Annotated in this window: 26 protein-coding genes, 1 tRNA gene and 2 pseudogenes; 12 read left to right on the plus strand and 17 right to left on the minus strand. The window is 68.6% G+C overall.

What is annotated here, in order from left to right; all coding sequences use genetic code 11:
* Window positions 1-2 precede the first annotated feature (2 nt).
* A complete protein-coding gene (locus tag ACIBK0_RS12870; protein WP_399078730.1) occupies window positions 3-155 on the minus strand; it encodes a hypothetical protein in 153 nt (50 codons plus the stop codon).
* Between the two features lie 567 nt (window positions 156-722).
* Here ACIBK0_RS12870 and ACIBK0_RS12875 point away from each other — a divergent pair.
* Window positions 723-1,163: a helix-turn-helix domain-containing protein gene (locus tag ACIBK0_RS12875; RefSeq protein WP_399078732.1), complete on the plus strand. Its 441-nt coding sequence runs from the start codon at window positions 723-725 to the stop codon at window positions 1,161-1,163.
* On the opposite strand, the gene ACIBK0_RS12880 is transcribed toward ACIBK0_RS12875, so the two are convergent.
* Together ACIBK0_RS12880 and ACIBK0_RS12885 are read right to left on the minus strand one after the other, a co-directional pair.
* Complete coding sequence (locus ACIBK0_RS12880; RefSeq protein WP_399079295.1) at window positions 1,093-1,248, minus strand: hypothetical protein; 156 nt, start codon at window positions 1,246-1,248, stop codon at window positions 1,093-1,095. The genes ACIBK0_RS12875 and ACIBK0_RS12880 overlap by 71 nt on opposite strands.
* Window positions 1,249-1,626: 378 nt before the next feature.
* On the minus strand, window positions 1,627-2,205 hold the full coding sequence (locus ACIBK0_RS12885) for a TetR/AcrR family transcriptional regulator (RefSeq protein WP_399078734.1): 579 nt from the start codon (window positions 2,203-2,205) through the stop codon (window positions 1,627-1,629).
* Window positions 2,206-2,296: 91 nt separating this feature from the next.
* Here ACIBK0_RS12885 and ACIBK0_RS12890 point away from each other — a divergent pair, with 91 nt between their 5' ends.
* A complete protein-coding gene (locus ACIBK0_RS12890; protein WP_399078736.1) occupies window positions 2,297-2,743 on the plus strand; it encodes an anthrone oxygenase family protein in 447 nt (148 codons plus the stop codon).
* Window positions 2,744-3,169: 426 nt separating this feature from the next.
* Window positions 3,170-3,508: a recombinase family protein gene (locus ACIBK0_RS12895; protein ID WP_399078738.1), complete on the plus strand. Its 339-nt coding sequence runs from the start codon at window positions 3,170-3,172 to the stop codon at window positions 3,506-3,508.
* A gap of 33 nt (window positions 3,509-3,541) precedes the next feature.
* On the opposite strand, the pseudogene ACIBK0_RS12900 reads toward ACIBK0_RS12895, so the two are convergent.
* The 3 genes and pseudogenes from ACIBK0_RS12900 to ACIBK0_RS12910 form a co-directional block, all read right to left on the minus strand.
* Window positions 3,542-3,667, minus strand: a pseudogene (locus tag ACIBK0_RS12900) (CocE/NonD family hydrolase); the annotation flags it as partial.
* The gene (locus ACIBK0_RS12905; RefSeq protein WP_399078740.1) at window positions 3,643-3,816 is read right to left on the minus strand and encodes a CocE/NonD family hydrolase; all 174 of its coding nucleotides are present in this window, start codon (window positions 3,814-3,816) and stop codon (window positions 3,643-3,645) included. The gene ACIBK0_RS12905 and the pseudogene ACIBK0_RS12900, both read right to left, overlap by 25 nt.
* A complete protein-coding gene (locus ACIBK0_RS12910) occupies window positions 3,797-3,958 on the minus strand; it encodes a hypothetical protein (RefSeq protein WP_399078742.1) in 162 nt (53 codons plus the stop codon). The genes ACIBK0_RS12905 and ACIBK0_RS12910 overlap by 20 nt, the downstream gene beginning before the upstream one ends.
* A gap of 239 nt (window positions 3,959-4,197) precedes the next feature.
* Here ACIBK0_RS12910 and ACIBK0_RS12915 point away from each other — a divergent pair, with 239 nt between their 5' ends.
* The 8 genes and pseudogenes from ACIBK0_RS12915 to ACIBK0_RS12950 all read left to right on the plus strand — a co-directional run.
* Window positions 4,198-5,406 carry an Ig-like domain-containing protein gene (locus tag ACIBK0_RS12915; RefSeq protein ID WP_399079270.1) on the plus strand — a complete coding sequence of 403 codons (1,209 nt, stop codon included), beginning with the start codon at window positions 4,198-4,200 and terminating at the stop codon, window positions 5,404-5,406.
* Window positions 5,407-6,666: 1,260 nt separating this feature from the next.
* On the plus strand, window positions 6,667-7,581 hold the full coding sequence (locus ACIBK0_RS12920; RefSeq protein WP_399078744.1) for an RNA repair domain-containing protein: 915 nt from the start codon (window positions 6,667-6,669) through the stop codon (window positions 7,579-7,581).
* A 710-nt stretch (window positions 7,582-8,291) separates the two neighbouring features.
* Window positions 8,292-9,755: a sensor histidine kinase gene (locus ACIBK0_RS12925; protein WP_399078746.1), complete on the plus strand. Its 1,464-nt coding sequence runs from the start codon at window positions 8,292-8,294 to the stop codon at window positions 9,753-9,755.
* A 76-nt stretch (window positions 9,756-9,831) separates the two neighbouring features.
* Window positions 9,832-10,224 carry a roadblock/LC7 domain-containing protein gene (locus tag ACIBK0_RS12930; protein ID WP_399078748.1) on the plus strand — a complete coding sequence of 131 codons (393 nt, stop codon included), beginning with the start codon at window positions 9,832-9,834 and terminating at the stop codon, window positions 10,222-10,224.
* A 3-nt stretch (window positions 10,225-10,227) separates the two neighbouring features.
* On the plus strand, window positions 10,228-10,614 hold the full coding sequence (locus ACIBK0_RS12935) for a DUF742 domain-containing protein (RefSeq protein WP_399078750.1): 387 nt from the start codon (window positions 10,228-10,230) through the stop codon (window positions 10,612-10,614).
* Complete coding sequence (locus ACIBK0_RS12940; protein ID WP_399078752.1) at window positions 10,592-11,215, plus strand: GTP-binding protein; 624 nt, start codon at window positions 10,592-10,594, stop codon at window positions 11,213-11,215. The genes ACIBK0_RS12935 and ACIBK0_RS12940 overlap by 23 nt, the downstream gene beginning before the upstream one ends.
* Window positions 11,178-11,792, plus strand: coding sequence for a GAF domain-containing protein (locus tag ACIBK0_RS12945; RefSeq protein ID WP_399078754.1), 615 nt, complete (start codon window positions 11,178-11,180; stop codon window positions 11,790-11,792). Before ACIBK0_RS12940 ends, ACIBK0_RS12945 begins: the two co-directional genes overlap by 38 nt.
* Window positions 11,793-11,941: 149 nt before the next feature.
* Window positions 11,942-12,228: pseudogene (locus tag ACIBK0_RS12950) on the plus strand (integrase core domain-containing protein); the annotation flags it as partial.
* A gap of 149 nt (window positions 12,229-12,377) precedes the next feature.
* Here the strand turns inward: ACIBK0_RS12950 and ACIBK0_RS12955 are convergent.
* The 10 genes from ACIBK0_RS12955 to ACIBK0_RS13000 form a co-directional block, all read right to left on the minus strand.
* A complete protein-coding gene (locus ACIBK0_RS12955; RefSeq protein ID WP_399079297.1) occupies window positions 12,378-12,881 on the minus strand; it encodes a hypothetical protein in 504 nt (167 codons plus the stop codon).
* Window positions 12,882-14,699 (minus strand): hypothetical protein, encoded by a 1,818-nt coding sequence (locus ACIBK0_RS12960; RefSeq protein WP_399078756.1) that lies wholly within the window; start codon window positions 14,697-14,699, stop codon window positions 12,882-12,884.
* Between the two features lie 524 nt (window positions 14,700-15,223).
* Window positions 15,224-16,048 (minus strand): SDR family oxidoreductase, encoded by an 825-nt coding sequence (locus ACIBK0_RS12965; RefSeq protein ID WP_399078758.1) that lies wholly within the window; start codon window positions 16,046-16,048, stop codon window positions 15,224-15,226.
* Entirely contained in the window at window positions 16,045-17,172 is a 1,128-nt protein-coding gene (locus ACIBK0_RS12970) for a hypothetical protein (RefSeq protein ID WP_399078760.1), read from the minus strand. Before ACIBK0_RS12970 ends, ACIBK0_RS12965 begins: the two co-directional genes overlap by 4 nt.
* A gap of 78 nt (window positions 17,173-17,250) precedes the next feature.
* The gene (locus tag ACIBK0_RS12975) at window positions 17,251-18,270 is read right to left on the minus strand and encodes an AraC family transcriptional regulator ligand-binding domain-containing protein (protein WP_399078763.1); all 1,020 of its coding nucleotides are present in this window, start codon (window positions 18,268-18,270) and stop codon (window positions 17,251-17,253) included.
* Complete coding sequence (locus tag ACIBK0_RS12980) at window positions 18,258-18,473, minus strand: hypothetical protein (RefSeq protein ID WP_399078765.1); 216 nt, start codon at window positions 18,471-18,473, stop codon at window positions 18,258-18,260. The genes ACIBK0_RS12975 and ACIBK0_RS12980 overlap by 13 nt, the downstream gene beginning before the upstream one ends.
* Window positions 18,474-18,654: 181 nt before the next feature.
* Entirely contained in the window at window positions 18,655-19,014 is a 360-nt protein-coding gene (locus ACIBK0_RS12985; protein WP_399078767.1) for a UDP binding domain-containing protein, read from the minus strand.
* The gene (locus ACIBK0_RS12990; RefSeq protein WP_399078769.1) at window positions 18,977-19,567 is read right to left on the minus strand and encodes a hypothetical protein; all 591 of its coding nucleotides are present in this window, start codon (window positions 19,565-19,567) and stop codon (window positions 18,977-18,979) included. The genes ACIBK0_RS12985 and ACIBK0_RS12990 overlap by 38 nt, the downstream gene beginning before the upstream one ends.
* A 98-nt stretch (window positions 19,568-19,665) precedes the next feature.
* Complete coding sequence (locus tag ACIBK0_RS12995; protein ID WP_399078771.1) at window positions 19,666-20,559, minus strand: SPASM domain-containing protein; 894 nt, start codon at window positions 20,557-20,559, stop codon at window positions 19,666-19,668.
* Entirely contained in the window at window positions 20,532-20,852 is a 321-nt protein-coding gene (locus ACIBK0_RS13000; protein WP_399078773.1) for a hypothetical protein, read from the minus strand. Before ACIBK0_RS13000 ends, ACIBK0_RS12995 begins: the two co-directional genes overlap by 28 nt.
* A gap of 268 nt (window positions 20,853-21,120) precedes the next feature.
* Between ACIBK0_RS13000 and ACIBK0_RS13005 the strand changes: the two genes are divergently transcribed.
* Window positions 21,121-21,600, plus strand: a complete 480-nt coding sequence (locus tag ACIBK0_RS13005) for a hypothetical protein (protein WP_399078776.1) — start codon at window positions 21,121-21,123, stop codon at window positions 21,598-21,600.
* A gap of 310 nt (window positions 21,601-21,910) precedes the next feature.
* Here the strand turns inward: ACIBK0_RS13005 and ACIBK0_RS13010 are convergent.
* Window positions 21,911-21,998 (minus strand) — tRNA-Leu (locus ACIBK0_RS13010).
* Between the last annotated feature and the right edge of the window lie 51 nt (window positions 21,999-22,049).

The raw sequence follows: 22,049 nt of genomic DNA on the forward strand, positions 1-22,049 counted from the left end.
CTTCAGACGCTCGTGCCGCGGCCGGGCATGGCCGCGACCGGTTCTTCGATGGAGTCGTGCCACATCCGCTGGGAGGGGATGTCGACCCGCGCGAGGGAGTCAACGCCACTGCGGATCATGGCCGGCGATCCGGACGGGGACAGCGTCACAGGCATGCCACGGGCCGAATTGTCTTACGACGCCGGGTAGTTCGCCGGACAGTTCATTCGTCGAGCCGTCGGAGACCACCAGACACCCCGACTCCGCCGCAGCTGCCGCCGTCGGTCGACGTGGCACTCGAAGCCCCCGGTTCACCCTGTGAGCGGCTTGTCGCTCCATGCCACCTCCTCGGACAGACAGCCGGACATCCAACCACCCGGGCCGAGTTCTTGTCGCGGGCTGACAAATCCTCACGGTTCCACAGCACACGACCGCCTGGCCGATCTGACCTCAGACCATACCCGGCGGGGAGGGAAGCACAAGGGGCCGCTCCCCGGCGCATCCGCAAACCGCCGATTCATGCTGCACTGTCGGTTTCCGAGGAGAGTCCGGTTCTATGCGGTCGCTCGTGAAGCGCCGGAAAGGGCGTCACGGGTTCTGCCCGACGACCTTCGACTACAGATGACGAGACGTCAGAAAATCCGGCACGGAACATCGGTGGCTCCGCTGGCACCGGCAATCATCGCCCGGTGTCACGTGATCCGTCCGCCTCACGTGATCTTGTGGGTCTCGTTGGTGCCAGCATGGAGCTTTCCGTGGAGCAGGCCTACGAGTTAGGGGAGTTGGCGAATCACCGTGATGTTCCTGCGGATTTGACGACGCGGGCCCGGATCGTGTCGTGGTCGGGTGAGGGGCGGCGGCGCAAGGACATTGCCGAGTTGCTCGCGGTGTCGCTGCCGACCGTGGGCCGCTGGCAGCCCCGTTATGCCCAGCGCGGGCCGGCCGGGCTCGAAGGCGATCGCCCCGGTGGGGCCCGGGTCCAAGTGCCGGCACGGGTACGGGCGCGGGTGATGGCTCTGACGCGTATGACACCACTGGCCGGCACGGGGCTTTCGCACTGGTCGACGCGCGAGTTGGCGAAGTCGTCCGTGCCGGAAACCTCATCCGCCCAAGTCACGCGGCATGCTGGTACTCGTGGAAGATGCCGCCAAGTCGGTCGCGTCTCCGTACGTCGAGCTGGGTGATCCGGGCCGGGTCGGTGATCGGCGTGCGGGCTTGGTGGCCGGCGTCCTCGAGGTCACTGGCGAGGTTCTTCGCGGCCTGCACCACCCAGGCTGCGGTCGGGTGCGCGGTGGCGCCGAGGATGCGGATCCGCTGACTGACGTGCGCGATAACCGCCAGTACGTGCAGCCCTGCACCGGTCAGGGTGACCGTTTCGACAAGGTCGCAGGCCGGCAGGGCGTCGGCCTGGGAGAGCAGGAAGGTGGTCTGGCTCAGACTGCGCGGGGCAGCTGGCCAGAGCGGGCGTCTAGGGCGCGTATCGGGTCGTGATCAATGAGCATCGCAGCTTGCGGGGCGGGTGCCCCGTCGGGGGTACGGGGCCCGGCGATCTGCGGCTGCGCCGCGAGGGCGCGAGTGACCGGAAGCGATGCCGCAGGCAGGCAGCGGCGGGGCCCGGGGCCTCGCCGTGCCCGCCGGGGTGGTGTGTCAGGCCATGGCGAGCCGGTCCACCAGCAGCTGCACCCTGCGCTCGGTGTACTCCGGAGGCAGTCGTCCTTCCCGGGTCAGGGTCGCGAGACCGTGCAGGGATGCCCAGAACGTCTCGGTGAACAGGCCCGGGTCGACGCCGTCCCCGGCGACCTCGCCGAGGGTCTCAAGGAGTGCGGCAAAGGCGTCCTTGAGAGGTGCCGGAGTGTCCTCCTGGGCGTACGCGAGGCCGCCGTCGAGCTGGAACAGGGCGTCGTAGACCGCCGGGTTACGTGCGGCGAAGTCGAGGTAGGCACGGGCCAGGGCGGCGACCCGCTCGCGTGGGCCGTCCGCGGCGGCGGTCGCGGCCCGCATCGCCACGGCCATCTCGGAAGCGCCCTGCAGAGCGACGGCGCCGACGATCTCGCGTTTGCCGCGGAAGTGGCTGTAGAGGACCGGCTGACTGTATTCGATGCGCTCGGCGAGCTGGCGGGTGGTGACCGCGTCCCAGCCCTGCTGCTCGGCGAGTTCGCGGGCCGTCGCCACGATGAGGCGCTCGCGCTCCGCCCGTTCGCGCTGCTTGCGTTCCTGTACCGACATGATTCGATCCTAGCACCGCTAGACAACGGAGCGGCAGCAGCGCTAGCGTTGTCTCATCAGCTAGCAACACTAGATCTCAGGAGGGGTCATCATGCTCAACGCACTCCAGGTCGTCACCGCCGTGGTCGTCGGCGTGATGGTGGGGGTGGAGTTCGCCGTCCCCTTCTTCATCAACCCGACCCTCAACGCACTCCCCGACGACAGCAACCAACTCGGCCGCGCCCACGGAGGCCGGAGGGGCGGCGCCGTGATGCCGTTCTGGTACATCACCTCGCTCGTCCTCGTCGCGATCTGGGCCATCGCCGGATGGCACCACCCCGGCACCGGCCTCGTCGTCACCGCCGGCGCGCTGCTGATCCTCAGCGTGATCATGTCGATCCTGCTGCTCGTCCCGATCAACAACCGGGTCAAGACGTGGACCCCCGAGAACCGGCCCGCCGACTGGAAGCAGCAGATAAACCGCTGGGACCGCTTCCACTACGTCCGCGTCGCCGTCATCATCGCCGCCTTCGCCCTGCTGGTCGCCGCCCTCGCCTGACCCCGCGGACCGACACCGCGCTGGTGGCGCACGATCCCCACTCCCCGGGCGGCAGCGGGCCACCGAAATCCCGACATCCGGGAATGCAGCTGCCGCTGAGAGCCCGCAACTGCGATCCCGACAAACTACGCCCCTCGACGACCTGCGCGGCTCTCGGCTCTGGTTCGGGTGAGGTCTTTGATCCAGATCACCGAGGCACGCAGGTGAAGCCCGGCGAGGTAGCTTTGACCACACTTGGTGAGGTGCATGGGTCAGGTGACAAGCGCGCATCGGAACGCGGCCCCTTGTTCCCTTCCTGGAGCGGCTCAACGCCGAACTGCACCTGGGGCCCGACCTCTGTCTTCATCGGCAAGGGCGCCTGGACACCGACCCCGAGAGCGGGCCGATCGTGTCCTGGATCTTCGCCCAGCCCCTGCCGGGCACAGCATGGCCCGCATCACCCGTGCCCTCAACGACACCGGCATCCCGTGCCCTGCCGCCGCCGACCGGGCCCGCAACCCGCACCGCGATGGGCGGCGTTGGGAGGTGCTCAACACGGTGCGGGCCGTCCTCACCAATCCTCGCTGCACCGGCCGGCAAGTCTGGAACCGCCAGCGCGCCGACCACGCCCTCGTCGACCCTGCCAACACCACCCTCGGCCACCGCGACGTCGTGCGCTGGAACAGCCCGAACGACTGGGTTCCCTCCTGCGAACGTCAGCAGGAGTGGCCGCCGCGGCCCTCGCGTGCGGCGCGCGGCATGAACCACGTAATGCCGCCGTGGTAGGTGCTCATAGAAGTCGTGGTGACCGCCGCTGACGAAGATCGCCTTGAGGTGCGGCGGCCTTTCGGCGGCGGCGAGCACCTGCATGGAGGAGATGCCGGTCATGCCGACGTTGCCGTCCCACCACGGCTGCGCGGCTACCCGCTCGATGAGGTCGGACAGCTCCTGGCCCTGGGAACGCTGCCGACGTTGTGGTTGCCGACCATGACGCCGCCAGAGTCACCGGTTCCGCGCGTGTCGCCGATGACGTGCACGTAACCCTCCCGGACGAAGCGCGCAATATCACCGGCCTCAACGGGCGAGGAGAGCACCCACGACGCACAGGACGGTGGTGACGAGAACGGCTCCGTGCACTTCGTTCATGAAGGCGTTGCCGCTGCCCTCGATGGTGGCCGTCCGCCGTGCGGGTGTCGCCCGTGACCGGCACCACCCCCGTCGCAGCGTCCCTGCCATGGCCTGCACCGATCAGCGAGAGCAGATCGACTACGCGCCATCCGGCCGTCGAGCAGAGCCTCGGCGACGCTCTCACTGCGCGTGGAATTCGCCACAATTTACTCCCTCAAGGACGGATGAATGCCTAAATGTAGTTCTTAGAGCCGGTTGCCCTCCTCCGGTAGCCGGCTCCAGGGATTCAACGACCAGTGGCATGGGAGAAGCGTTTGATCACGGTACGTAAGCGACGCACCGGGCTGATGGCTACGGCCGGCGTACTCGGCGGCGTACTCGCACTCACGGCCCTAGGCGGTACCAGCAACGCTGCCACTAGCGACAACGACCCCGGGAATGACCCGAAATCGCAGGCGCAGGCAGATCAGACGGGCGCCCAGGACGCTTCCGACGCCCGAATAAAGATCACGCCCGGGCAAGGTGCCTACAACGTCGGGATCAACGACCCCGTCAAAGTCACCGTCAGCAACGGCATGCTCACCAAGGTGACCATGACCGCCGTCGCGACCGGTGCCGAGATTCCGGGCACCGTGTCCGCGGACGGCACGTCCTGGAAGCCGAACGGCCGGCTGGAGCGGGCCACCAAGTATCAGGTCGCCGCAGAGGCCGAGGACGCCAAGGGTCGCTCCGTCACCGGGAACGCCACGATCACCACGGTCTCCCCGGCCAACAACTTCATCGGGCACCTCTCCCCCGAGGACGGCTCGACCGTCGGCGTGGGCATGCCGGTGACGGTCAACTTCGACAAGGCGATCAGCTACAAGGCCGCCGTGGAGTCGAAGATTCAGGTCAGCTCCAGCAGCGGCCAGCAGGTCGTCGGCCACTGGTTCAACGACTACCGCCTGGACTTCCGCCCCGAGAACTACTGGAAGCCCGGCTCCACCGTCACCATCACGCTCAACCTCAACGGCGTCCAGAAGACGGTCACGTACAAGATCGGCCGGAGCCAGATCAGCACGGTCGACGCCAAGACGAAGCAGATGACCGTCGTACGGGACGGCAAGACGATCAGGACCATCCCGATCTCGTCCGGCAGCCCCGAGCACCCGACGTACAACGGTCAGATGGTCATCTCCGAGAAGTTCAGGCAGATCCATATGAACGGTGCGACTGTCGGCCTCACGGAGAAGGACGGCAAGCCCTCGTACGACCTCAAGGCCGTACCGCACGCCATGCGCCTGACCGACTCGGGCACGTTCATCCACGGCAACTACTGGGGTGCCGACTCGGTCTTCGGCAAGGTCAACACCAGCCACGGCTGCGTGGGTCTGAAGGACGTCAGGGGCGGCGGCGACGGCAGGCAGCCCGCCGCGTGGTTCTTCGACCACTCGATGATCGGTGACGTCGTGATCATCAAGAACTCCGCGGACAAGACCATGCTGGCCCCGGACAACGGCCTCAGCGACTGGAACATGCCGTGGAGCGAGTGGGTCGCGGGGAGCGCGATCAGCTGACGCCACCTCACTCTGCACGCGTCTGAACCTGAATCCCCCCGCCAGGCGACGGCCGACATGGTGTCGGCCGTCGCCTGCGGCGTCACGGTGCTCGAACAGCCCTCGCCCCGGGGAGTCCCCGCACGTCGTCAACGCTCCGCTTGCCCGCCTGCCGCCGCACGGGGAGATGCTCCGTGAATGCCGACACGCCCCGGAGCACCACCACGCCGTCGATGAACAGCGACGCGACGCCAGGCCCAGGGCCTCCAGCCAGTTGCCCATGTCGTCTGTCGCCCCAGGCAGCCCGATGGATCGGCTGACCACACAGCCGAGGAGCACAGCGGCGGCGAGCACGATCGTCGCCGGCCAGACACGGCAGCGGTGACGTCGCAAGAGCGCGACGACCGTGTTCCCGACGATGAGCGCGATGAACAGGGCTCCCAGGTAGAGGGGCTTGGGCATGTCCGCCACCCGTGCGCACACCGATTCCAACTCGGCATGTCGGACCTTGACGCAGACCTCGGCCACCGAGCCCGTCTCCATCAAGTGCCTGGCCGACGCTGGACCACAAATCTGTGGTGCGACTTCTCTACAAGGGCGCGGCGCAGGGATGAACGGCAGCCGGAGTACCGCCACTCGGCATCACATCTGGTGAAGAGCACACCCACAAACCCGCCCTCCCCGGGCGGGACGACAGCACACCATCCGGGAACGGGACCACTCCGCCCCCAGCCCAAGCACGCCCTCCTCCCGAATCCATCAGATAGAACCCGGACAAGCACGACACTGGACCGGCCCCGACCTTTCAGGGATGGACTAACAATCTTGGCTCCGGTCGGGTGGTGGGGGAGGCGCCATGGCGTTCTCCCTCAGCCGCGGGGGTGCTTCTCAGCCAGGGGTGGTCGGTGGTTCCGCGATGCCGATGAAGTTCCCGGCCATGGTCCGGCTACGGACCGACCACCCCAACGCTGTGAGGTCGTCCGTGAGGGTCGGGGCATCGTGGCATACCTTCACGATGCGGTACTGCCCGCCGTCATCGAGTCGGCGCAGCGCCGTCGGGGCCGGCTGGTTCGCGAGGACCTCCTCCTGCGCGGCAGCGGCGGGGCCATCGTCGATGAAGACCCACGCCGATCGCCGACCCTGACGAGACGACCCGCCTCGTCACACGCCAACTCCCTCACGCATCGCACCTCATAGGTCGCGGTGAGTGAGGAGCACCCGTCGAGGACAGGGCGGGCGGCACCCTGGAGGAGGAGGTCTGACGGCAGGAGAGGAGGCGTGATGCGAACCAGCGACGAGATCTATCACTGGGTCCGCTGGGACCCGCGGTTCGACCCGGCCCGGTTCGTGCTGGGGATCAGCCAGCGCGGGGGTACCTTCCAACGCATCCCCCTGCCTTCCTTCGTGCCCGGCGGCGACATCCCGTGGCACCGGGTCGTGTTCATCGAGGCGGACGGCGAGGTGGTCTGGGACCGGGCCACGGGCGTGGACCGCATCGACGCTTCGGGCGCCGGCCGAGTGCGGGACCCACAAGCGGAACCGAGTTTCGGCACGGGCTTCGGCGGGGGCGAGCCCGCCGACGTCCTCGGCGTGTCCCCGACGGCCCGCACAGCGGTGGCCTGGATCCCGCCGGCTGAGCTGTGGCCGCCGATCCAGGACATCCGCCGGGATTACGATCCGCAGATCCACCGCTGGCCGCCGCACGTCAATGTCCTCTTCGGCTTCGTGCCGGAGTCCGACTTCGAGCGGGCCGCCCCGCTGCTCGCCGCGGCGACGGCCGAGACGCCGGTCTTCGACGCCCGGCTGGACGGAGTGCGCACCTTCCGGCACAGGGCGTACTTCACCGTGTGGCTCGACCCGACAGCGGGCGGCAAGGCGCCGTGGGCCGACCTGCACCGCGCACTGCAGCAGCGATTCCCGCGCTGCCGTGGGCCCAACAAGAACTTCACCCCACATCTGTCCCTGGGCCGGACCCGGGATCCGCGGCACGTCAGCGCCGACTGCGCCACCCGGCTCGACGCCATGACGGCGACAGTCTGGGAACTCGTCCTGCTCTCACGCAGGGGCGACGGACCGATGCGGCCACGGGCCACGGTCGCCCTGCGCACGGGCGAGGTCCGCCGGCTGCCCGCACCCGGCCTCGAAGCGCCTGGCCCGGAGGACACGGCATGGCTCTCCGAGATCACCGGCAGGTGAGGCAAGGCCAGGTGGGGCAAAGCGCCGCCAGGTCTGCAGGTCGCATGGGTGGAGTGTCCGAGCCGCCACGGACGAGCATGCCGTGCTCGCGGCTGCTCCGTAGGGCCGTCCGGTCCTCTCGCGCGGCGGATCCGTGGGACCGGTGAACTACGGCCGTCTCAGAGCGTCGGGGGCGCACCGCGGCAACACCGATCTTCACTCGGGTATGTCCACGGTAAGGCCGGACACGCGGCTGCGGGAGGTGCCGATGACGACAGCGCCGCACCAGCCGGTGAGGCACACCGGTGAACCCGCTGGGGCCCAGGCTCCTCTGACCGATTGGGCGCAGTGGGACATGTGTCGGCCTGGGACTGACCCCGCTCGGCCCGCTGCTTGACGGATTCCTCGTGGAGGCGTGGCGATTGCGCGCCGGCCTGCTGGTGACGGCCGCAGGCACGATGCTGTCCCCACTCCTGGTGACCCTGTCCCCACTCGCGCGCCTGGGACGGGCCCTTCGAAGCGAAGTTGAGGACAACGGTTCGATTTCTGTACGCGCCAGAGGCTGACACTGGGGTCCTGGTGCGCGATAACGTGCACGCTCGGCCTGATCATCGCACTGTCCGGGGACTGTTATGCCTGATCCTTTCACGCCGCCGGACGACCGGCCGGCGGCGCCCGTGACCGCCCGTGTGACGGCCGAGTCGCGAGCCGGGTCCTTGAGGCGGCGTCAAGTGCGGTGGTCCGTGCTGCCACCGGGCGTGGTCGCCGTGGCCGGTGCGGTGGCCACCGCGCTGGTCGGTGATGGCCACCTGGACCGGGCGGACCAGGGCGCGGTGTTCGGCAGTGTGGTCCTCATCGGCACCATGGCGGCCGGAATCGCGGGTGTACGGGCTTCGGCCGAGGCACGAGCAGTCACCAAGCACTGGGCGGAGCTGTCCCGTGCGGCCGACCGGAACCGTGCCGAGTTGGCCGAGCTGACCCGTACCACAGCCGAGGGCAGGGCCGAACTGGAATCGCTGTGCCGTCGGTTGCGGGCCGGGAAGCCCCCTGTGCGGCGCCGGCCAGAACTGCCGCCGCAGACCGGCACGGACGAACTCTCCCGACTCGGATTCGAGATCGCTGCGGCCCGGCGCGAGGCGGAGGCAGCCCTGCAGGAGACCGCCGCGAGTGCGGTCGGTGCGGAACACAGTTCCCGGCTGGAGCAGTTCGAGGTGTTCGCCAACCTGGCGCGTCGGCTCGAGTCCCTGGTGCACCGCGAGATCGGCCTGCTGGACAGCCTGGAGAACGAGGTCGAGGACCCCGACCTGCTCAAGGGGCTGTTCCGGGTGGACCATCTGTCCACCCGGATCCGCCGCTACGCCGAGAACCTGGCCGTGCTCGGCGGCGCGAACACCCACCGCCAGTGGACCCGTCCCGTCGGCCTGACCGACGTGCTACGTTCCGCCGTCGCCGAGATCGACCAGTACGCCCGGGTCAAGCTGGTCCCGCCCATCGATGGAACGGTCAGCGGCCACGCCGTGGTCGACGTCGTCCACTTGCTGGCCGAGCTGCTGGAGAACGCGACAGTCTTCTCACCGCCCCAGACCACCGTGCACGTGCGGGTCGAGCCAGTCGCTGCGGGGGTGGCGATCGAGGTCGAAGACCGGGGCCTGGGCATGTCCGCAGCCGAGCGCAACCACATGAACACCGTGTTGGGTGCACCCGACACGGTCGCCCTCGGCGAGCTGCTGCAGGACGGCCGGATTGGCCTGTACGTGGTCTCCGTCCTGGCCCGGCGGCACGACATCGCCGTGCAGTTGCAGAGCAACGTCTACGGCGGCACTCAGGCCGTCATGGTGTTGCCCACGGCACTGCTCGGCCCGCAGCCGGCAGCTCCCGAGCACCCCGCTGCCGCGACCCCTGACGCGGTGCCGCAAGACCCAGTGGAGCCCGAGGCCGCGGACCCCCGAACGACCGTGATGACCGTCGTCGCGGATCCCCCCGTGTCCGATTCCGAACCCCAGCCCGTCCCGGTGCCCTCCGATGGCGAGGGCGACCGTCCACGGCTGCCTCAGCGCCGCCGCCGGGACCACGCCGCCGAACAGCCGCACCCGGTCCCCAGCGCCGGTGCGTCCGAGGACATCGCACACGACCCGGGCCTGATGGCCGCGTTCCAGACCGGACTACGCAGGGCCGAGGAAGCGGAGACGCCCTGACGCCCGGAGGTCACCCTGAAGGCTCGGGGCCCCGTCCAGCAAGCCGTTTTGTTCTGTCGAAGAGGAGTACACGATCGTGGCGAGCGAAGACCTTTCCTGGCTGTTGACAGGTCTGGTGAACCGGGTGCCGCACACCCGAAGCGCCTTGTTGCTGTCCTCGGACGGGCTGGTGAAGGCAGCGGAGGGGCTCGACGCGGACGCCGCGGACCAGTTGGCCGCGCTCGCCAGTGGGCTGTACTCATTGGCGCGCAGCGCGGGCCGGCGCTTCGACGACGGCGGTGACGTGCGACAGATAGTGACGGAGCTCAGCACCTCGCTGCTGTTCGTCTCGGCCGCCGGGCACGGCGCGGTGCTGGCGGTGCTGGCCGGACGCGAGGCGGACGCGGCGGTGCTGGGCTACGAGATGGGCATGATGGTGAAGAGCGTGCGCCCGCACCTGGCCACGCCGCCCCGGCACCCGGTGGGGTAACCGATGACGCCGGTCCTCCCCGACGGACCGCTGATCGACGAAGCGGTCGGGCGGCTGGTCCGTCCCTACACCCTGAGCGACGGCCGGACCAGGGCCACGTCCCACTTCACGCTGGTGACCATGGTGCGGGCCACGGGCGTCCAGACGCAGGGCGCCTTCGGCCTGGAGCATGCGCAGGTGCTGGCGCTGTGCGAGAGGCCTGTCAGCGTCGCCGAGGTCGCGGCCCGGATGCAGGTACCCGCCGCCGTGGTCAAGGTGCTGCTGTCCGATCTGACTGAGGGAGGCGCGGTGGTCGCAAGTGACGCGCCCCCGGCGCCCCCGGGCCACGACGCACGACCTGATCGAGACCTCCTGGAAGCGGTGCGCGATGGCCTCCTCAAACGACTGTGACCCGTTGCCCACCGAAGTCCTTCCGGTGGGAATCAAGGTGTTGATCGCCGGCGGTTTCGGCGTGGGAAAGACCACCTTTGTCAACGCCCTCAGCGAGATCGAGCCGCTGAGCACCGAGGAGATGCTGACCGCCGTCAGCTCGGCCACGGACCGACTGGACGGAGTGGAGAACAAGGCCACGACCACGGTGGCCCTGGACTTCGGCCGGATCACGCTCAGTCCGTCCCATGTCCTGTACTTGTTCGGCACGCCCGGACAGGAGCGCTTCTGGTTCATGTGGGACGAACTCTCCGAGGGGGCGCTCGGGGCGGTGGTCCTCGCCGACACCCGCAGGCTGGAGCACTCCTTCGCGGCGGTGGACTTCTTCGAGCGCCGCGGCATCCCCTTCGTCGTCGCCGTCAACGAGTTCGACGGTGCCCACCGCTACGACGCGGAGGAGGTGCGGACCGCGCTCGACCTCAGGCAAGAGGTGCCGGTGGCGCTGTGTGACGCCCGCGTCCAGAGTTCGGGCATCCGCGTGCTGCTCGAACTGATCCAGCATCTGATCACGACAAGGAGTTCCCATGGCAGCGACACCGCCCCACCCCTCCTCCGGGCCTGAGTCCGGGATCGCCCTGCGCCATCTGCTCCTCCCACCGGAGGACCCACAGGTGCGTACCCGGTCCGAGCGGCTGCGCGAGCTGGGCATCGATGCCCGTCCGGATGCGGAACTCGACGCCTTCGCACGGGAGCTGGCACACCGTACCGGCGGCTGCTACGCCGGGGTCAACTTCTTCCTCGACGCCGACCGCCAGTACTTCGCAGGGTTGTACAGCGCCGCGCAGGACACCACGGTGCACGTGGGACCGCCGTTGCTGGAGGACCCGGTGCCCGGCCGCGTCATGCCCCGCGACATCGACATGGGCATCTGCCCGCACGTGGTCAAGCGCCGCCGGGCGCTGGTGCTGGAGGACATCCGGGACTTCCCGCGGTTCGCCGGAAACCCGGTGGTCGACGCGATCGGCGTCCACTCCTACCTGGGCGCACCGCTGATAGACAGCACCGGCATGGTGCTCGGCACGATCTGCGTAGTCGACCAGGACCCGCAACCGTGGGGGCGCAAGGGGCTGGAAACCATCAAGGCCATGGCTGCGGAACTGGTCGAGCGGCTCGAGGAGTCGGCGCGCCGGCGCAGCTGACCAGCGCTGCCGGACCCACACGCGGCCGCCCCGGCGAGTCCCCGGCGCGGCCGTCGGCACTGCGGGCGCCGAAAACCCCATCCATGGCCTGTGAGCTGCAGGTTCTGGGGAACGGCCGTCGACAAACGGGCGGACGTGTCAAGCACCCCATCATCCGCGACCGCGACGCGAAGTTCCCGGCCGCCTTCGACGCCCTGATGGCCGGCGCCGCGGTGAAGGTCGTCACGACCGGCATCGGGAGACCGCGGATGGACTCCCTCATGGAGCGCTGGATCCAGACCTGTAGGCGCGAACTCCTGGACCGCACCTTGATCTGGAACCAGCGCCGCTCCTCCAAGCCCTCCGCGAGTTCGAGAACTTCTACAACGGCCATCGCCCGCACCGAGCCCTGAACCAAACCCCTCCACTCCGCCCACTCCCCCAACCGATCAACGAACCAGGCGCAGAAGGTACTGAGCGCGCTGCCGGCCGTCACCCAGAGCAAGGAGCCCCGGATGACCGGCCAGCAGCGGGATCGCGCGGCGACCGGTTGGCCACCCGTAGTTCCATCTGGTCAACAGGTGGCGTCGGTCGGTTCGACCAAGCTCAGGTGCCGGCGGACGTCAGGTACGTCAGGTACACCTCTCCCTCGCAACCAGGCATCTTTTGCAGGGTCCAGCGGCCGTTGACGGTCGCGGAGGAGAAGTTCGACTCGGCGTCGTCCTGCTCCACCTCGCCCTCCTTCAGGGCGTATCCGGCCTTGGGGAGTTGCCTGTGCAGGAAGGCCAGCGCGGAGTCGAAGTCGCCCCGTACGACCGTGGCAACGACGAGCCGGTTACCGGTGCGGTGCTCCACCGAGGTGACGACTGCGCCGTCGGGCACCGGCAGGGTTGCCGGGAAGTCCTTGGGCAGCGGCAGTGAGGCGGCGGTAGGACAGCCGCCGGACGCGGTGTCGGCCGCCTTCGCGTCAGACGGATCTGCTCCTTGCCCGGCCCCATACCCCGCCTGTCTCTCGGGCCCGGCGTGCTTGGCTGTCGTCGAGCATCCGGTGACAGTCGGCAGGCTGAGGAGGAGGCCTACCAATGCGGCAGCGGGGAGGGAGGACTTCACTTACTGGCCTCCTTTGGGCTTCTTGTGTGCGCCGCGGACCACGGCGTCATATGCGCCGTACAGCGTGTTGCCGGTGGCCTGGCGGGCGATGGAGGCCAGGGCGTCGTAGTTCTGTGCGCCCCCGGTAGCGCAGGCATCGGTGCAGCCGTCGGCGTAGGCGGCGAGCACGCGGCCCTGGGCGTCGAGGGTGACGTCGATGAAGTCCAGGAGATTGCGGTCCTGGCCGCAGGTGGTGCCACTGGTGCAGATCGAGCCCCTCTGGACCGGGTCGGTGGGTGTGGCGTCGACGGTGACCCAGGACTGGCCGCCGTCGTAGGTGGTGGCCACGTACAGGTGCCAGACACCCTTGAAGTCGGCCGTGTCCTGGTAGTTGCCGCCCGTGGTGGTGCCCAGGAAGGCGAAGGCGGCGCGGTCGTCGTCCCCTGCCGTCACGGCCGGGAACACGATGTTCTTGAGGCCCAGAGCCGCTCCGACGTTCTGGTCGTGCAGCCACGTCTTGCCCTTGTCGTGGCTGACGGCGATACGCGCAGTGCCGTCGCTGTTCTGGTAGCCCATGTAGACGGTCCCGCCGGCCCCGATCCCCACGCTCGGGTCGGAGTCACCCGGGGTGCTGGACGGGTTCTTGCGGACCGTCCACGTCAGCCCGTTGTCCTCCGAGACGGCCACGGCCTGGTTGCCGCCGCATCCCTTGTTGGGCACGTACACGGTGCCGTCCGGCGCGACCTTCACGTGCCCGTGCAGGCCGCCACAGTCCAGCAGCGAGTACATCGGAACGGCGGGCCCATAGGTCAGGCCGCCGTCCCGACTGACTGCGCAGGAGGCGTCGGCGATGTCCTGCGAGCAGTAGTAGACGGCGTTGGGGTAGGACGTGAGGGTGCCAGGTGCGCCCGGGGCGAAGGGGCCGCCGCCGATGGTCTGGTGGTCCACACCGGAGTTGATGCCGGAGCCGCCCGTCGGCGTCCATGTCTCGCCGTCGTCGTCGGTGTAGCAGGTCAGAGCAGTCTTTCCGGCGAGCTGTGACTCGAAGGTGCGGTGGGTGGCAGGATCGGTGGACAGGATGGGGTCGAGGCTGGTGGTGCTGCCCTGGGGACAGCCGTTGGCCGCGTTCGCGCTCTTGTCCTGCCAGGTGGCGGTGCCGTCGCTGCCGTAGGTGACCTTGAGCGTCGAGGTGTACGCCTGGAACATCGCGGCGCCGCTCGCGCGGTTCACGCCTATCGAGGGTTCACCGGCGTTGTGCGCGTCCTTGATGGCGTCGGGCGCTGAGGAGTTGGCGTATGTCGGCGGGACGGCCGTGCTCGGCGGCGGATCGGCCGGGTTGGCGACCAGGCTCGCGGTGCCGGTGAAGCTGTCGCCGAGGGGTGTGTACGGCACCACGCGCACGGTGTACGACGCCGTCAGCGCCGGAAGGAGCACGGTCTCAGGGTCGCTGGACGACGCCGAGGCAGCCACCTCACGACCGTTCGCGTCGAGAACGTAGAGGTCGAAGTCGGCTGCGCTGTCGGGCCACTTGATGTCGATGCGCAGGCTGTGACCAGCGTCGTAGCCCGCAGGCACGGACACCTTCAGGGCGTAGTCGTCGCAGAGTTGCGGATTCCCGCAGCTGACCGCCCCCGCGGTGCCGGAGACGTTCGGGACGACAAAGGGACCGGCGCTCCACGTGGCCGTGGGTGCCGTGTCGCTGACCGAGCCCGAGGGCGGAGCGGCGGCGTCGGCCGGCACACTCGGCAGGGCACCGGCAACCAGCGCCAGCAACCCCACGGCAATGCGCCACCGCAACCGACGATGGCGGTGAAGACTCAGCGCGGAGAAGAGAGCCACAAATACCTCGTTGGTTTGTGAGTCGGACGAAGACTGGTGGTGCGTGGCGGTACTGATCAGGCCTTCGTCTGCTCTACGGGGAGGTGGGCGGCGTCCGTCGCAAGGAATCCGAACTCTTTCCGAAGCGATCTCCACAGCGCGCGGGGACCGACCCGCGTCCTTGTTGTGCCGCCCCGAGGCAGGCAGAGACCGACGTCCGCGCGGACGCCTGCGGCGAGACGCCGTTCCGAGAGGGCAGGAGGGCGGACTCATCGCGCTCGGTCCGGTCCTCGGCGCCACCGCGCTGTGTGCCACCCACTATCCGGAAACCGCCGTCGAGCAGCTGCGGGCGCCGCTCGCCCGCGAGCGCGAACACGACGTCCTGAACAAGGACGTCGCCCGCCCGTCTCCGCTGAGGCAGCACGCGAACATCAACGTGCTGGACCGTCATGGCTTCCGTGCCTCCACCCCGGTCGATGGTGGCCTGATACGCCTTCGCGACCCTGCCACCACCGAACCAGCGAGGATGAGGAGGATCAAGCCCTCTACAACGGCGGGCTCTTCGTCAGCATCTTCCGCTGCATCCGCCTACCCTGTGCGACCGCCAGGGGGACGGCACGCAGCCCGAACGAGGGAAGGGCGTCCGCCAGGCGCGCCTGCAGTCCCCGCCAGCCCGGTACCGCGGTGACCGAGCGTGGGCGGTCCAGCACCTTGCGCACCGCGTCGACGACCTCTTCGGGCATGAGCAGTTTGCCGGAGAAGGACAAGGCCGCTGCGGGGTCGTCGAGTTTGTCGTGGAGCATCGGGGTCCAGATACCGTCGGGACAGACGCAGGAGATGTCGATCTCCTTGATCCCGGCCAGGCGCAGGTCGGCGAGTGTACTCAGGCTGAAGCCGATCGCGGCGTGCTTGGACGCGGCGTACACCGCCTCGCCCGGGACCGCGGTCAGTCCCGCCAGCGACACGACGTTGACGATGTGTCCGCCCGTGCCGCGCATGGCCTCGATTGCGGCGACGGTGCCGTTGACGGTGCCGAGTGCGTTGACCTCCAGCATCAGGCGGCGCAGGTCGGGCGACTGCTCCCAGGCCGGCCCGGTCACGAGCACGCCGGCGTTGTTGACCCACACATCCAGGCGGCCGGCCTCTGTCACGATGCGGTCCCGTGCCGCGGCGACCTGAATCTCGTCGCGCACGTCGACGGCGGCCCACAACACGTCGGGCCCGAGCTCGGCCGCAGCGGCGCGCGCAGCGACCTCGTCGACGTCGGTGACCAGCACCTGGTGGCCGCGCTCGACCAGAGCCGCGGCGATCAGCCTGCCGAGGCCGCGGCCCGCCCCGGTGACCACCGCGCCGGCGGACGAGTGGTTCATCGCCGACCACTCTTGATCTCGCCGTAGGCGATCCCGCCGTGGACAAAGGTGGGCACCACCGGCCAGAACCGCTTCCACGGGGCCAGCTCGGTCGAGGGCAGGATCTGCAGCCAGCGCGGATCCGCCTTGCACGGGTCGGCGAGGGTCTTCTCCTTGACCATCGAGTCGTACTGGTCCAGCGAGTCCTCCAGCGTGTTGGCGTTGGGGCAGATTTCGCGGCCGAAGACATCGTGGTAGCGCCGCACGCCTGGGATCCTGGACAGCTCCGGCTGCCAGTTGTCCAGCGAGATTCCGTTCTCCGAGGACACCCACACCCCATCGGAGGTGTTGAGCACCAGCGAGTGGTTGCCGTCGGTGTGCCCGGGGGTCCACAGCAACGCGACGCCGGGACCCAGCTCGATGTCCCCGTCGAAGGTGACGAACTTCTCCGGGGCGACGCCGTCCAGCCCGCCGTCGACGTACCACGCCCACTGCATCGGGTGCAGGGACTGCAGAGTTGCCAGCTCGCGGTTGTGCACAAGCATCCTCGCCCCGCCGAGCAGCGGCCTCCGTGCGGCCGACTCGCCCTCGATGACCTCGGTGGAGCCCAGGATCATCCGCGGGTCCTGCACATGCAGGTGATCGAAGGTGCAGAAGTCGATGTCGTCCGGGGTCAGCCCCAGCCGACGCAGGACGTCGCCGGGCTCTGCGTAGTACCTCAGAACCATCCGCTCGAGCAGCTTGCCGCCGGGGACCTTGTCCGTCAGCTTTTGCAGGTTGCGGTAGAACGGCGCCTGCGCGGAGCCGTCCGGCACCGTCGGCTCGAAGACCAGCGTGCGTGCCCGGCCGTCGAAGTCGTCGTACTGCACGACGATCATGCGGTTGATCATTGAGATCAGCGGGAGCGTCGGCACCGAAACGGCGTTGTGAAAGGCGTACTTCACCGGGTACGGCGCCGCGGCGATGTCAACCGACTTCACCGCGCGCACCTCGCCCTGCGCCTTGAAGCGCTTCTTGTACGCCGCAGCGGCCTCGCGGACCGCCCGCAGCCGTTCGCCGCGCGGCCATACGTCGTGGACACCGTCGAACTCGGGGACCGGTCGCGCACCGATCCCGGTCAGGTGGCCGGTTCCGGCTGTCGCCATGGGCAACTCCTCGCTCTCGTCGTCGGGCCAGCAGAATGCCCTCCCGAGCCAGGCAGGATTTGTTCCAGTACGACAATCTCAGGACGTGCCACGCGCCCGGCGTCGCACCTCGCTCGGACTTGCGCCCCGCCACCGTCGAACGGCGTGGCTGAGGCCGGACTGGTCGGCGAAGCCCGCCATCGCGGCCACCTGCCCAAGAGGCAGTTCGGTGGTGGTGATGTAGCGCAGCGCGAGATCCCGTCGTACGTCCTCAAGGATCTCGACGAAGCTGATCGACTCCGCGGCGAGCCGCCGTTGCAGCGTGCGGGGGTGCATCGCGAGGAGCCGCGCGACATGACCGATCGCCGCTGGGGTGGTGCCGAGACTCCCGGCCAGGGCCCGCCGGACGTGCGTGGAGACCAAGCGCTCCGGATCGGTGTGGTGACTGGCCAGGTGGTCGACGGCGAATCGGCGGATCGCCGCGTCCGCGCTGCGGAACTCCTCGTCGAGCAGCCGCCGCTCCACGCGCAGCGCGGCGGTCGGGCAGCCGAACTTCACATCCACGCCGAAGAACTCGGTGTACCGCGACACCGGCGACAGGGGCTGGTGCGGCAGCTCCACCGACCGAAGACCGGCCACGCTGCCGACCAGAGCCACCGCCACCCGATGAAAGAGGCCGAGCCCGAGCTCCATGGCCTGCGGGGAGTACGGCGACTCGCGCAGATCCTTCCGATAGGTCAGCGCGACCACCTCACGGCACCCCCGCGGATCCGGTTCCACACCGACACTCAGCGCTGGGCTGTGCACGAACATGAACCGCGACGCGCACTCCAGTGCCTGCGCCACCGTCGACGAAGCCTGGATGGCCAGCGCCAGCCGGCCGAGGATGCTGAGATCCTGGCCACAGGCCAGCCGGAGGCCGAAATCAGGGCATCGAAGATCGCGGGCAACCGCGTCGAGCATCAGGTCGTGGCTGGTGATCGGGAGGAGCCCCTCCTCGGAGGTGAGCGCCTCCGAAGGGATTGCGAACCGCCCCATGAACTCCCCGGGGTCGCCGCCGAGTTCCTCTACGAGGCGCGCGAACCCGCGCAGGCTGGCTCCCCGAATCAGTGAACCCACCGGGCGATGCTAACCCCGGCATATATGCGGTCAAGGGTGAAGTCCGGCCTCGATCGCCTGACGCGGGGTGGAGAGCCCTGCTGAAGGGTGATCGGCTTCCGCAGGCCGCCGAGCCCCGGCCGCGCCTGATCCGACATGTCGATGAGGTCGGTGAACCGCTCTTCGATCGCCTTTCGGACGTACCCCACGTGCAGCTTGCTCATGCCCACCCCTGTCAACGCGCCAAAAGGTCTTGATGCCTGACTGAACGTCACCCGCAGCAGCCCTCTGCTGAAGGCTCGTGACCTGCGAAGGGGAGACCTCAGGTCCGTGTAGTGAAGGGTGGAGCGCGCGGTACCCGCCCTGACGCGAGACCACACGACCTGGTGCCCGACGCAGTGAAGCTCACAGCCGTTCGACGTTCGGGCCGCTCAGGCGGGCGCGGCAGTCCAGGATGTAGGGCGCGTGCCGCTCGACGAGCCGGAGGTCGAAGGCGGTGTGATCGGTCAGCAGGACCACGGCGTCGGCTGCTTCGAGGTTGGGTGCGGTGAGCTGCGCGACGTCTGCATGGCGATCCAGGTCGAAGGGCTCCTCGACATGTGGGTCGACGATCTGGACCCGTGCGCCCTGGGCGATGAGGAGGTTCGCGATGGTCAGGGCGGGCGCGTTGCGGGTGTCTCCGGTGTCGGCCTTGTAGGCGAGGCCGAGGAGGAGGACGCGTGCGTCCTTAAGTGGGAGCCCGCGGTGTGCGAGGGACGTGATCACGCGGTGTACGACGTGGGCTGGCATCGCTGTGTTGATTTTGTCGGCTGTTTCGACGAGGAGCTCCGTCGGTCTGGGGGCGGACCTGCCAGGAGAGGTAAGTGGGGTCGACCGGGAGACAGTGTCCGCCGACGCCGGGCAGCATGGTCGTCTTTCCCGCGGTGCGCGCGCCGAGCAGCGCGACGCCGGAGTCCTGGAGAGTGAAGCAGGCGGCGTGGAAGAACAGAGCGTCCTGGAGCATGAGTTCACGCATGACGAGTGCGCGCAGTACGCGCATCACCAGGAGCAGCGGGAGCGGCCGGGAGCCGTCCCGAGGCAGAAGGTGAACGGCACCCTGTTCATCGTCGATGAAGCAGAGCGCTTCCGGAGCTGTGGGGAACACGACCCGGCGCAACGGGGACTCCGGCCGGTCATGGCCGGACGGCGGCATCCGTGCGACGGGCAGGTCGTGGACGAAGAGCCGGGCCTTGACCGGGGACCGATGGTGGTCGAAGTAGCCCTGCGTGTACCAGGTGGCGTAATCGATGTACGGCGAGGAGGCACTGATCTCGACCATGGCCTCCGGGAACCCGATCCGGCCGCGGCGAGCGGTAGAACCGCGATGCCGGGCCCAGGCTTCGAGGTGCGCACCCTACAGTTGCGGCCGCATGCCTTTCACGCCTCGTCCGGGTAGGCGTCGGTGCTGATCAAGTCGCCGACGTGCGCTTCGAGCACGTCCAGGCCACCCGTCGCAGCGATGCTCTTGGCCTCGGCAAGCAGCCGGTTGGACCGGTTCTTGAACGGGTCGCACACCTTGGGACAGATCTCCGGGAGCCGGCCGCGCAGCTGTCGGCGCAGCTCGCCCTCCCAGACGGCGGAGAACGACTCGTCCAGCGCACTGCCGTAGCTGAACCCGCCTGGCCGCGGATGGTAGTTGCACGGGTACAGGTGGCCGTCCGAGCCGACGGCCGCCATCAGGTCGGTGATGGAACAGGTCGAGCAGGACCGGGCCATCTCGCCGTTCCGACCGACGCGGTGGATTTCGTGCAGGCGGAAGGTGTCGGTCACCAGCTCGCTGCGAATGCGCCCGATCAGCTGGGCCGCGTGTCGCGCCTGCTCGGGGCTGAGCGGGCGATGGCCGGAGTTGTCCTGCTTCAGGCGCAGGCTGTCGGCGCCGGCGGCGCGGACGAGTTCGGCGGCGGTGTGGACCTCGTGGTAGTTCTCCGGGTACATGACGAAGGAGGTTTTGATCTCCACCGTCGATCCGGTCTCGACCCGCCACCGGACCAGGCGCTCCAGATGGGTGAGGGCTCGCTCGAACATGGCCTTGCCCGCCGGCCTGCCGCCATACTTCAGCGCGGCATACGTCTGCGCTGTCCCCGCGTCGATGCTGATGTGCACGTATCCGGCGTCCAGCAGCGCCTCGATGCAGGCGTCGTCCATCAGTACCGCGTTGGTGAAGATGCCGTAGCGGACGTCATGTTCGGCCAGCAGCCCGAAGGCCGGAAGCAGTGCCCGGCGGGCGACGAGCGGCTCGCCGATCAGCCCGGAGAACGACACCGCCTCCATTTGAAGACCTTCGAGCGGTCCGCGCCGTGCTGCCGGAACGGTGCCTCGACCTCGTAGTCGACGATGTCACGTACGAGCTTGAGCATGTTCTCCGGCTTCGCGAGGTGATCCGGAAGCCGTTCCTCGGCACCCTTGGCGGCATCCAGCAGCACCAGCTGCTCCCGGTCCTCGTCCCACAGTTCGACGGGCACGTGGTTGCCGATGCACCAGGCACATCGCAGGTTGCAGCCGCTGGAGGGATGGATCAGGACCTCGTACGGGGGCACGAACGCGCCCTGCACCACGGCCGTCATCCCGCCCGTGCTCGGTCTCTGCGGTCGCTTCCTGCTGCTCCCACAGGTGGTTCACCATGCTCGCCCCGGACGTAATCCCACTGGTGGTGTGAGTAGCGAGAAAGCGACCACCTCCCTTGGTCGGGATGGAGCGTTCGGCACGTACACAACATTCTTTCCGGCGCTCTCGGGGCTGCTGTGCACAAGCTGATCCCTGCCAACCCGGCGGCACTCGGCTCACCCGCCCACGGCGCGGGAGATACGGGCTCAGGAACAGAAGTACCCCACCGTGGACGACGGCCAGACGGCCCGCTTCCTGGCAACTGTCTGGGAGCCCTGCGGGAACCGGGCCTGTGACGGTGGCCTGAGCCATCACTGTCTCCGGGACGCTCCGCTGTGGACCGTCTACGCCGCAACCGGCGTCCGGCGCAGTGAGGCCCTGGGGATGAAGTGGTCCCTCGTCCACTGGGAAGAGGGGGCCATCGAACTCGGCTGGGTCGTGGTCGAGGAGGGCAACACCTACCGCCTCCGAAAGCTGACCAAGGATGGTGACGACAACGCGCTGATCTACGTGGACCAGAGCGTCATGAACGTTCTGAAGTGGCAGAAGGAGCGGCAGGACGTTGAGCGTGCACGCCTCGGCTCCGCCTGGGCCGATCATGACCTTGTGTTCGCCCGGGACGGATTCAAGCTCTACCGGGGCGAGGCCGGAGGCCCCAGGATCCGGAGAAGGTTTCCGCCCGCTGGCGGACCCTGCGAACGCGGCTGAAGCTCCCCGAGGAGTTCTGTATCCACGACTGGAGGCACAGCAAGGTCACGAACGATCTGGAGGCCGGAGAGAACCCCGCAGAGGTCTCCGCCAACGTCCGACACCACTCGCCGGGCTGCACCATGGCCCGGTACGGCCACTCTCGTAAGCCGGTACGGCCACTCTCGTAAGGACGGAGCGCGCCGACTGGCCGCCTCCGGTGCGGGCCGACTTGGTCTGTCATCCCTGGTCTGACCTGGGAAGTCTCCAGGCGGTTGGTCACGCCACAGTCTGAGAAACAGAAAAACCCCAGGTGAACTGGGGTCTCTGCTGGTGTCCGAGGGGGGACTTGAACCCCCACGCCCGATAAAGGGCACTAGCACCTCAAGCTAGCGCGTCTGCCATTCCGCCACCCGGACTAGGTGTCTGTCGCCTGGCCGGGGGTGTTCCCCGCGGCGACGTGGACAACA

The organism is Streptomyces sp. NPDC050564, from assembly GCF_044457265.1.
Taxonomy (GTDB): Bacteria; Actinomycetota; Actinomycetes; order Streptomycetales; family Streptomycetaceae; genus Streptomyces.

Bases quoted from the DNA above. Each gene is read 5' to 3' on its own strand.
- ACIBK0_RS12915 (WP_399079270.1), top strand. From the start codon at position 4,198: ATGGCTACGGCCGGCGTACTCGGCGGCGTACTCGCACTCACGGCCCTA.
- ACIBK0_RS12935 (WP_399078750.1), top strand. From the start codon at position 10,228: ATGACGCCGGTCCTCCCCGACGGACCGCTGATCGACGAAGCGGTCGGG.
- ACIBK0_RS12920 (WP_399078744.1), top strand. From the start codon at position 6,667: ATGCGAACCAGCGACGAGATCTATCACTGGGTCCGCTGGGACCCGCGG.
- ACIBK0_RS12980 (WP_399078765.1), bottom strand. From the start codon at position 18,473: ATGAGCAAGCTGCACGTGGGGTACGTCCGAAAGGCGATCGAAGAGCGG.
- ACIBK0_RS12945 (WP_399078754.1), top strand. From the start codon at position 11,178: ATGGCAGCGACACCGCCCCACCCCTCCTCCGGGCCTGAGTCCGGGATC.
- ACIBK0_RS13000 (WP_399078773.1), bottom strand. From the start codon at position 20,852: ATGACGGCCGTGGTGCAGGGCGCGTTCGTGCCCCCGTACGAGGTCCTG.
- ACIBK0_RS12910 (WP_399078742.1), bottom strand. From the start codon at position 3,958: ATGGCAGGGACGCTGCGACGGGGGTGGTGCCGGTCACGGGCGACACCC.
- ACIBK0_RS12965 (WP_399078758.1), bottom strand. From the start codon at position 16,048: ATGAACCACTCGTCCGCCGGCGCGGTGGTCACCGGGGCGGGCCGCGGC.
- ACIBK0_RS12995 (WP_399078771.1), bottom strand. From the start codon at position 20,559: ATGGAGGCGGTGTCGTTCTCCGGGCTGATCGGCGAGCCGCTCGTCGCC.
- ACIBK0_RS12870 (WP_399078730.1), bottom strand. From the start codon at position 155: ATGCCTGTGACGCTGTCCCCGTCCGGATCGCCGGCCATGATCCGCAGT.
- ACIBK0_RS12875 (WP_399078732.1), top strand. From the start codon at position 723: ATGGAGCTTTCCGTGGAGCAGGCCTACGAGTTAGGGGAGTTGGCGAAT.
- ACIBK0_RS12885 (WP_399078734.1), bottom strand. From the start codon at position 2,205: ATGTCGGTACAGGAACGCAAGCAGCGCGAACGGGCGGAGCGCGAGCGC.
- ACIBK0_RS12990 (WP_399078769.1), bottom strand. From the start codon at position 19,567: ATGGTCGAGATCAGTGCCTCCTCGCCGTACATCGATTACGCCACCTGG.
- ACIBK0_RS12895 (WP_399078738.1), top strand. From the start codon at position 3,170: ATGGCCCGCATCACCCGTGCCCTCAACGACACCGGCATCCCGTGCCCT.
- ACIBK0_RS12940 (WP_399078752.1), top strand. From the start codon at position 10,592: ATGGCCTCCTCAAACGACTGTGACCCGTTGCCCACCGAAGTCCTTCCG.
- ACIBK0_RS12970 (WP_399078760.1), bottom strand. From the start codon at position 17,172: ATGGCGACAGCCGGAACCGGCCACCTGACCGGGATCGGTGCGCGACCG.
- ACIBK0_RS12890 (WP_399078736.1), top strand. From the start codon at position 2,297: ATGCTCAACGCACTCCAGGTCGTCACCGCCGTGGTCGTCGGCGTGATG.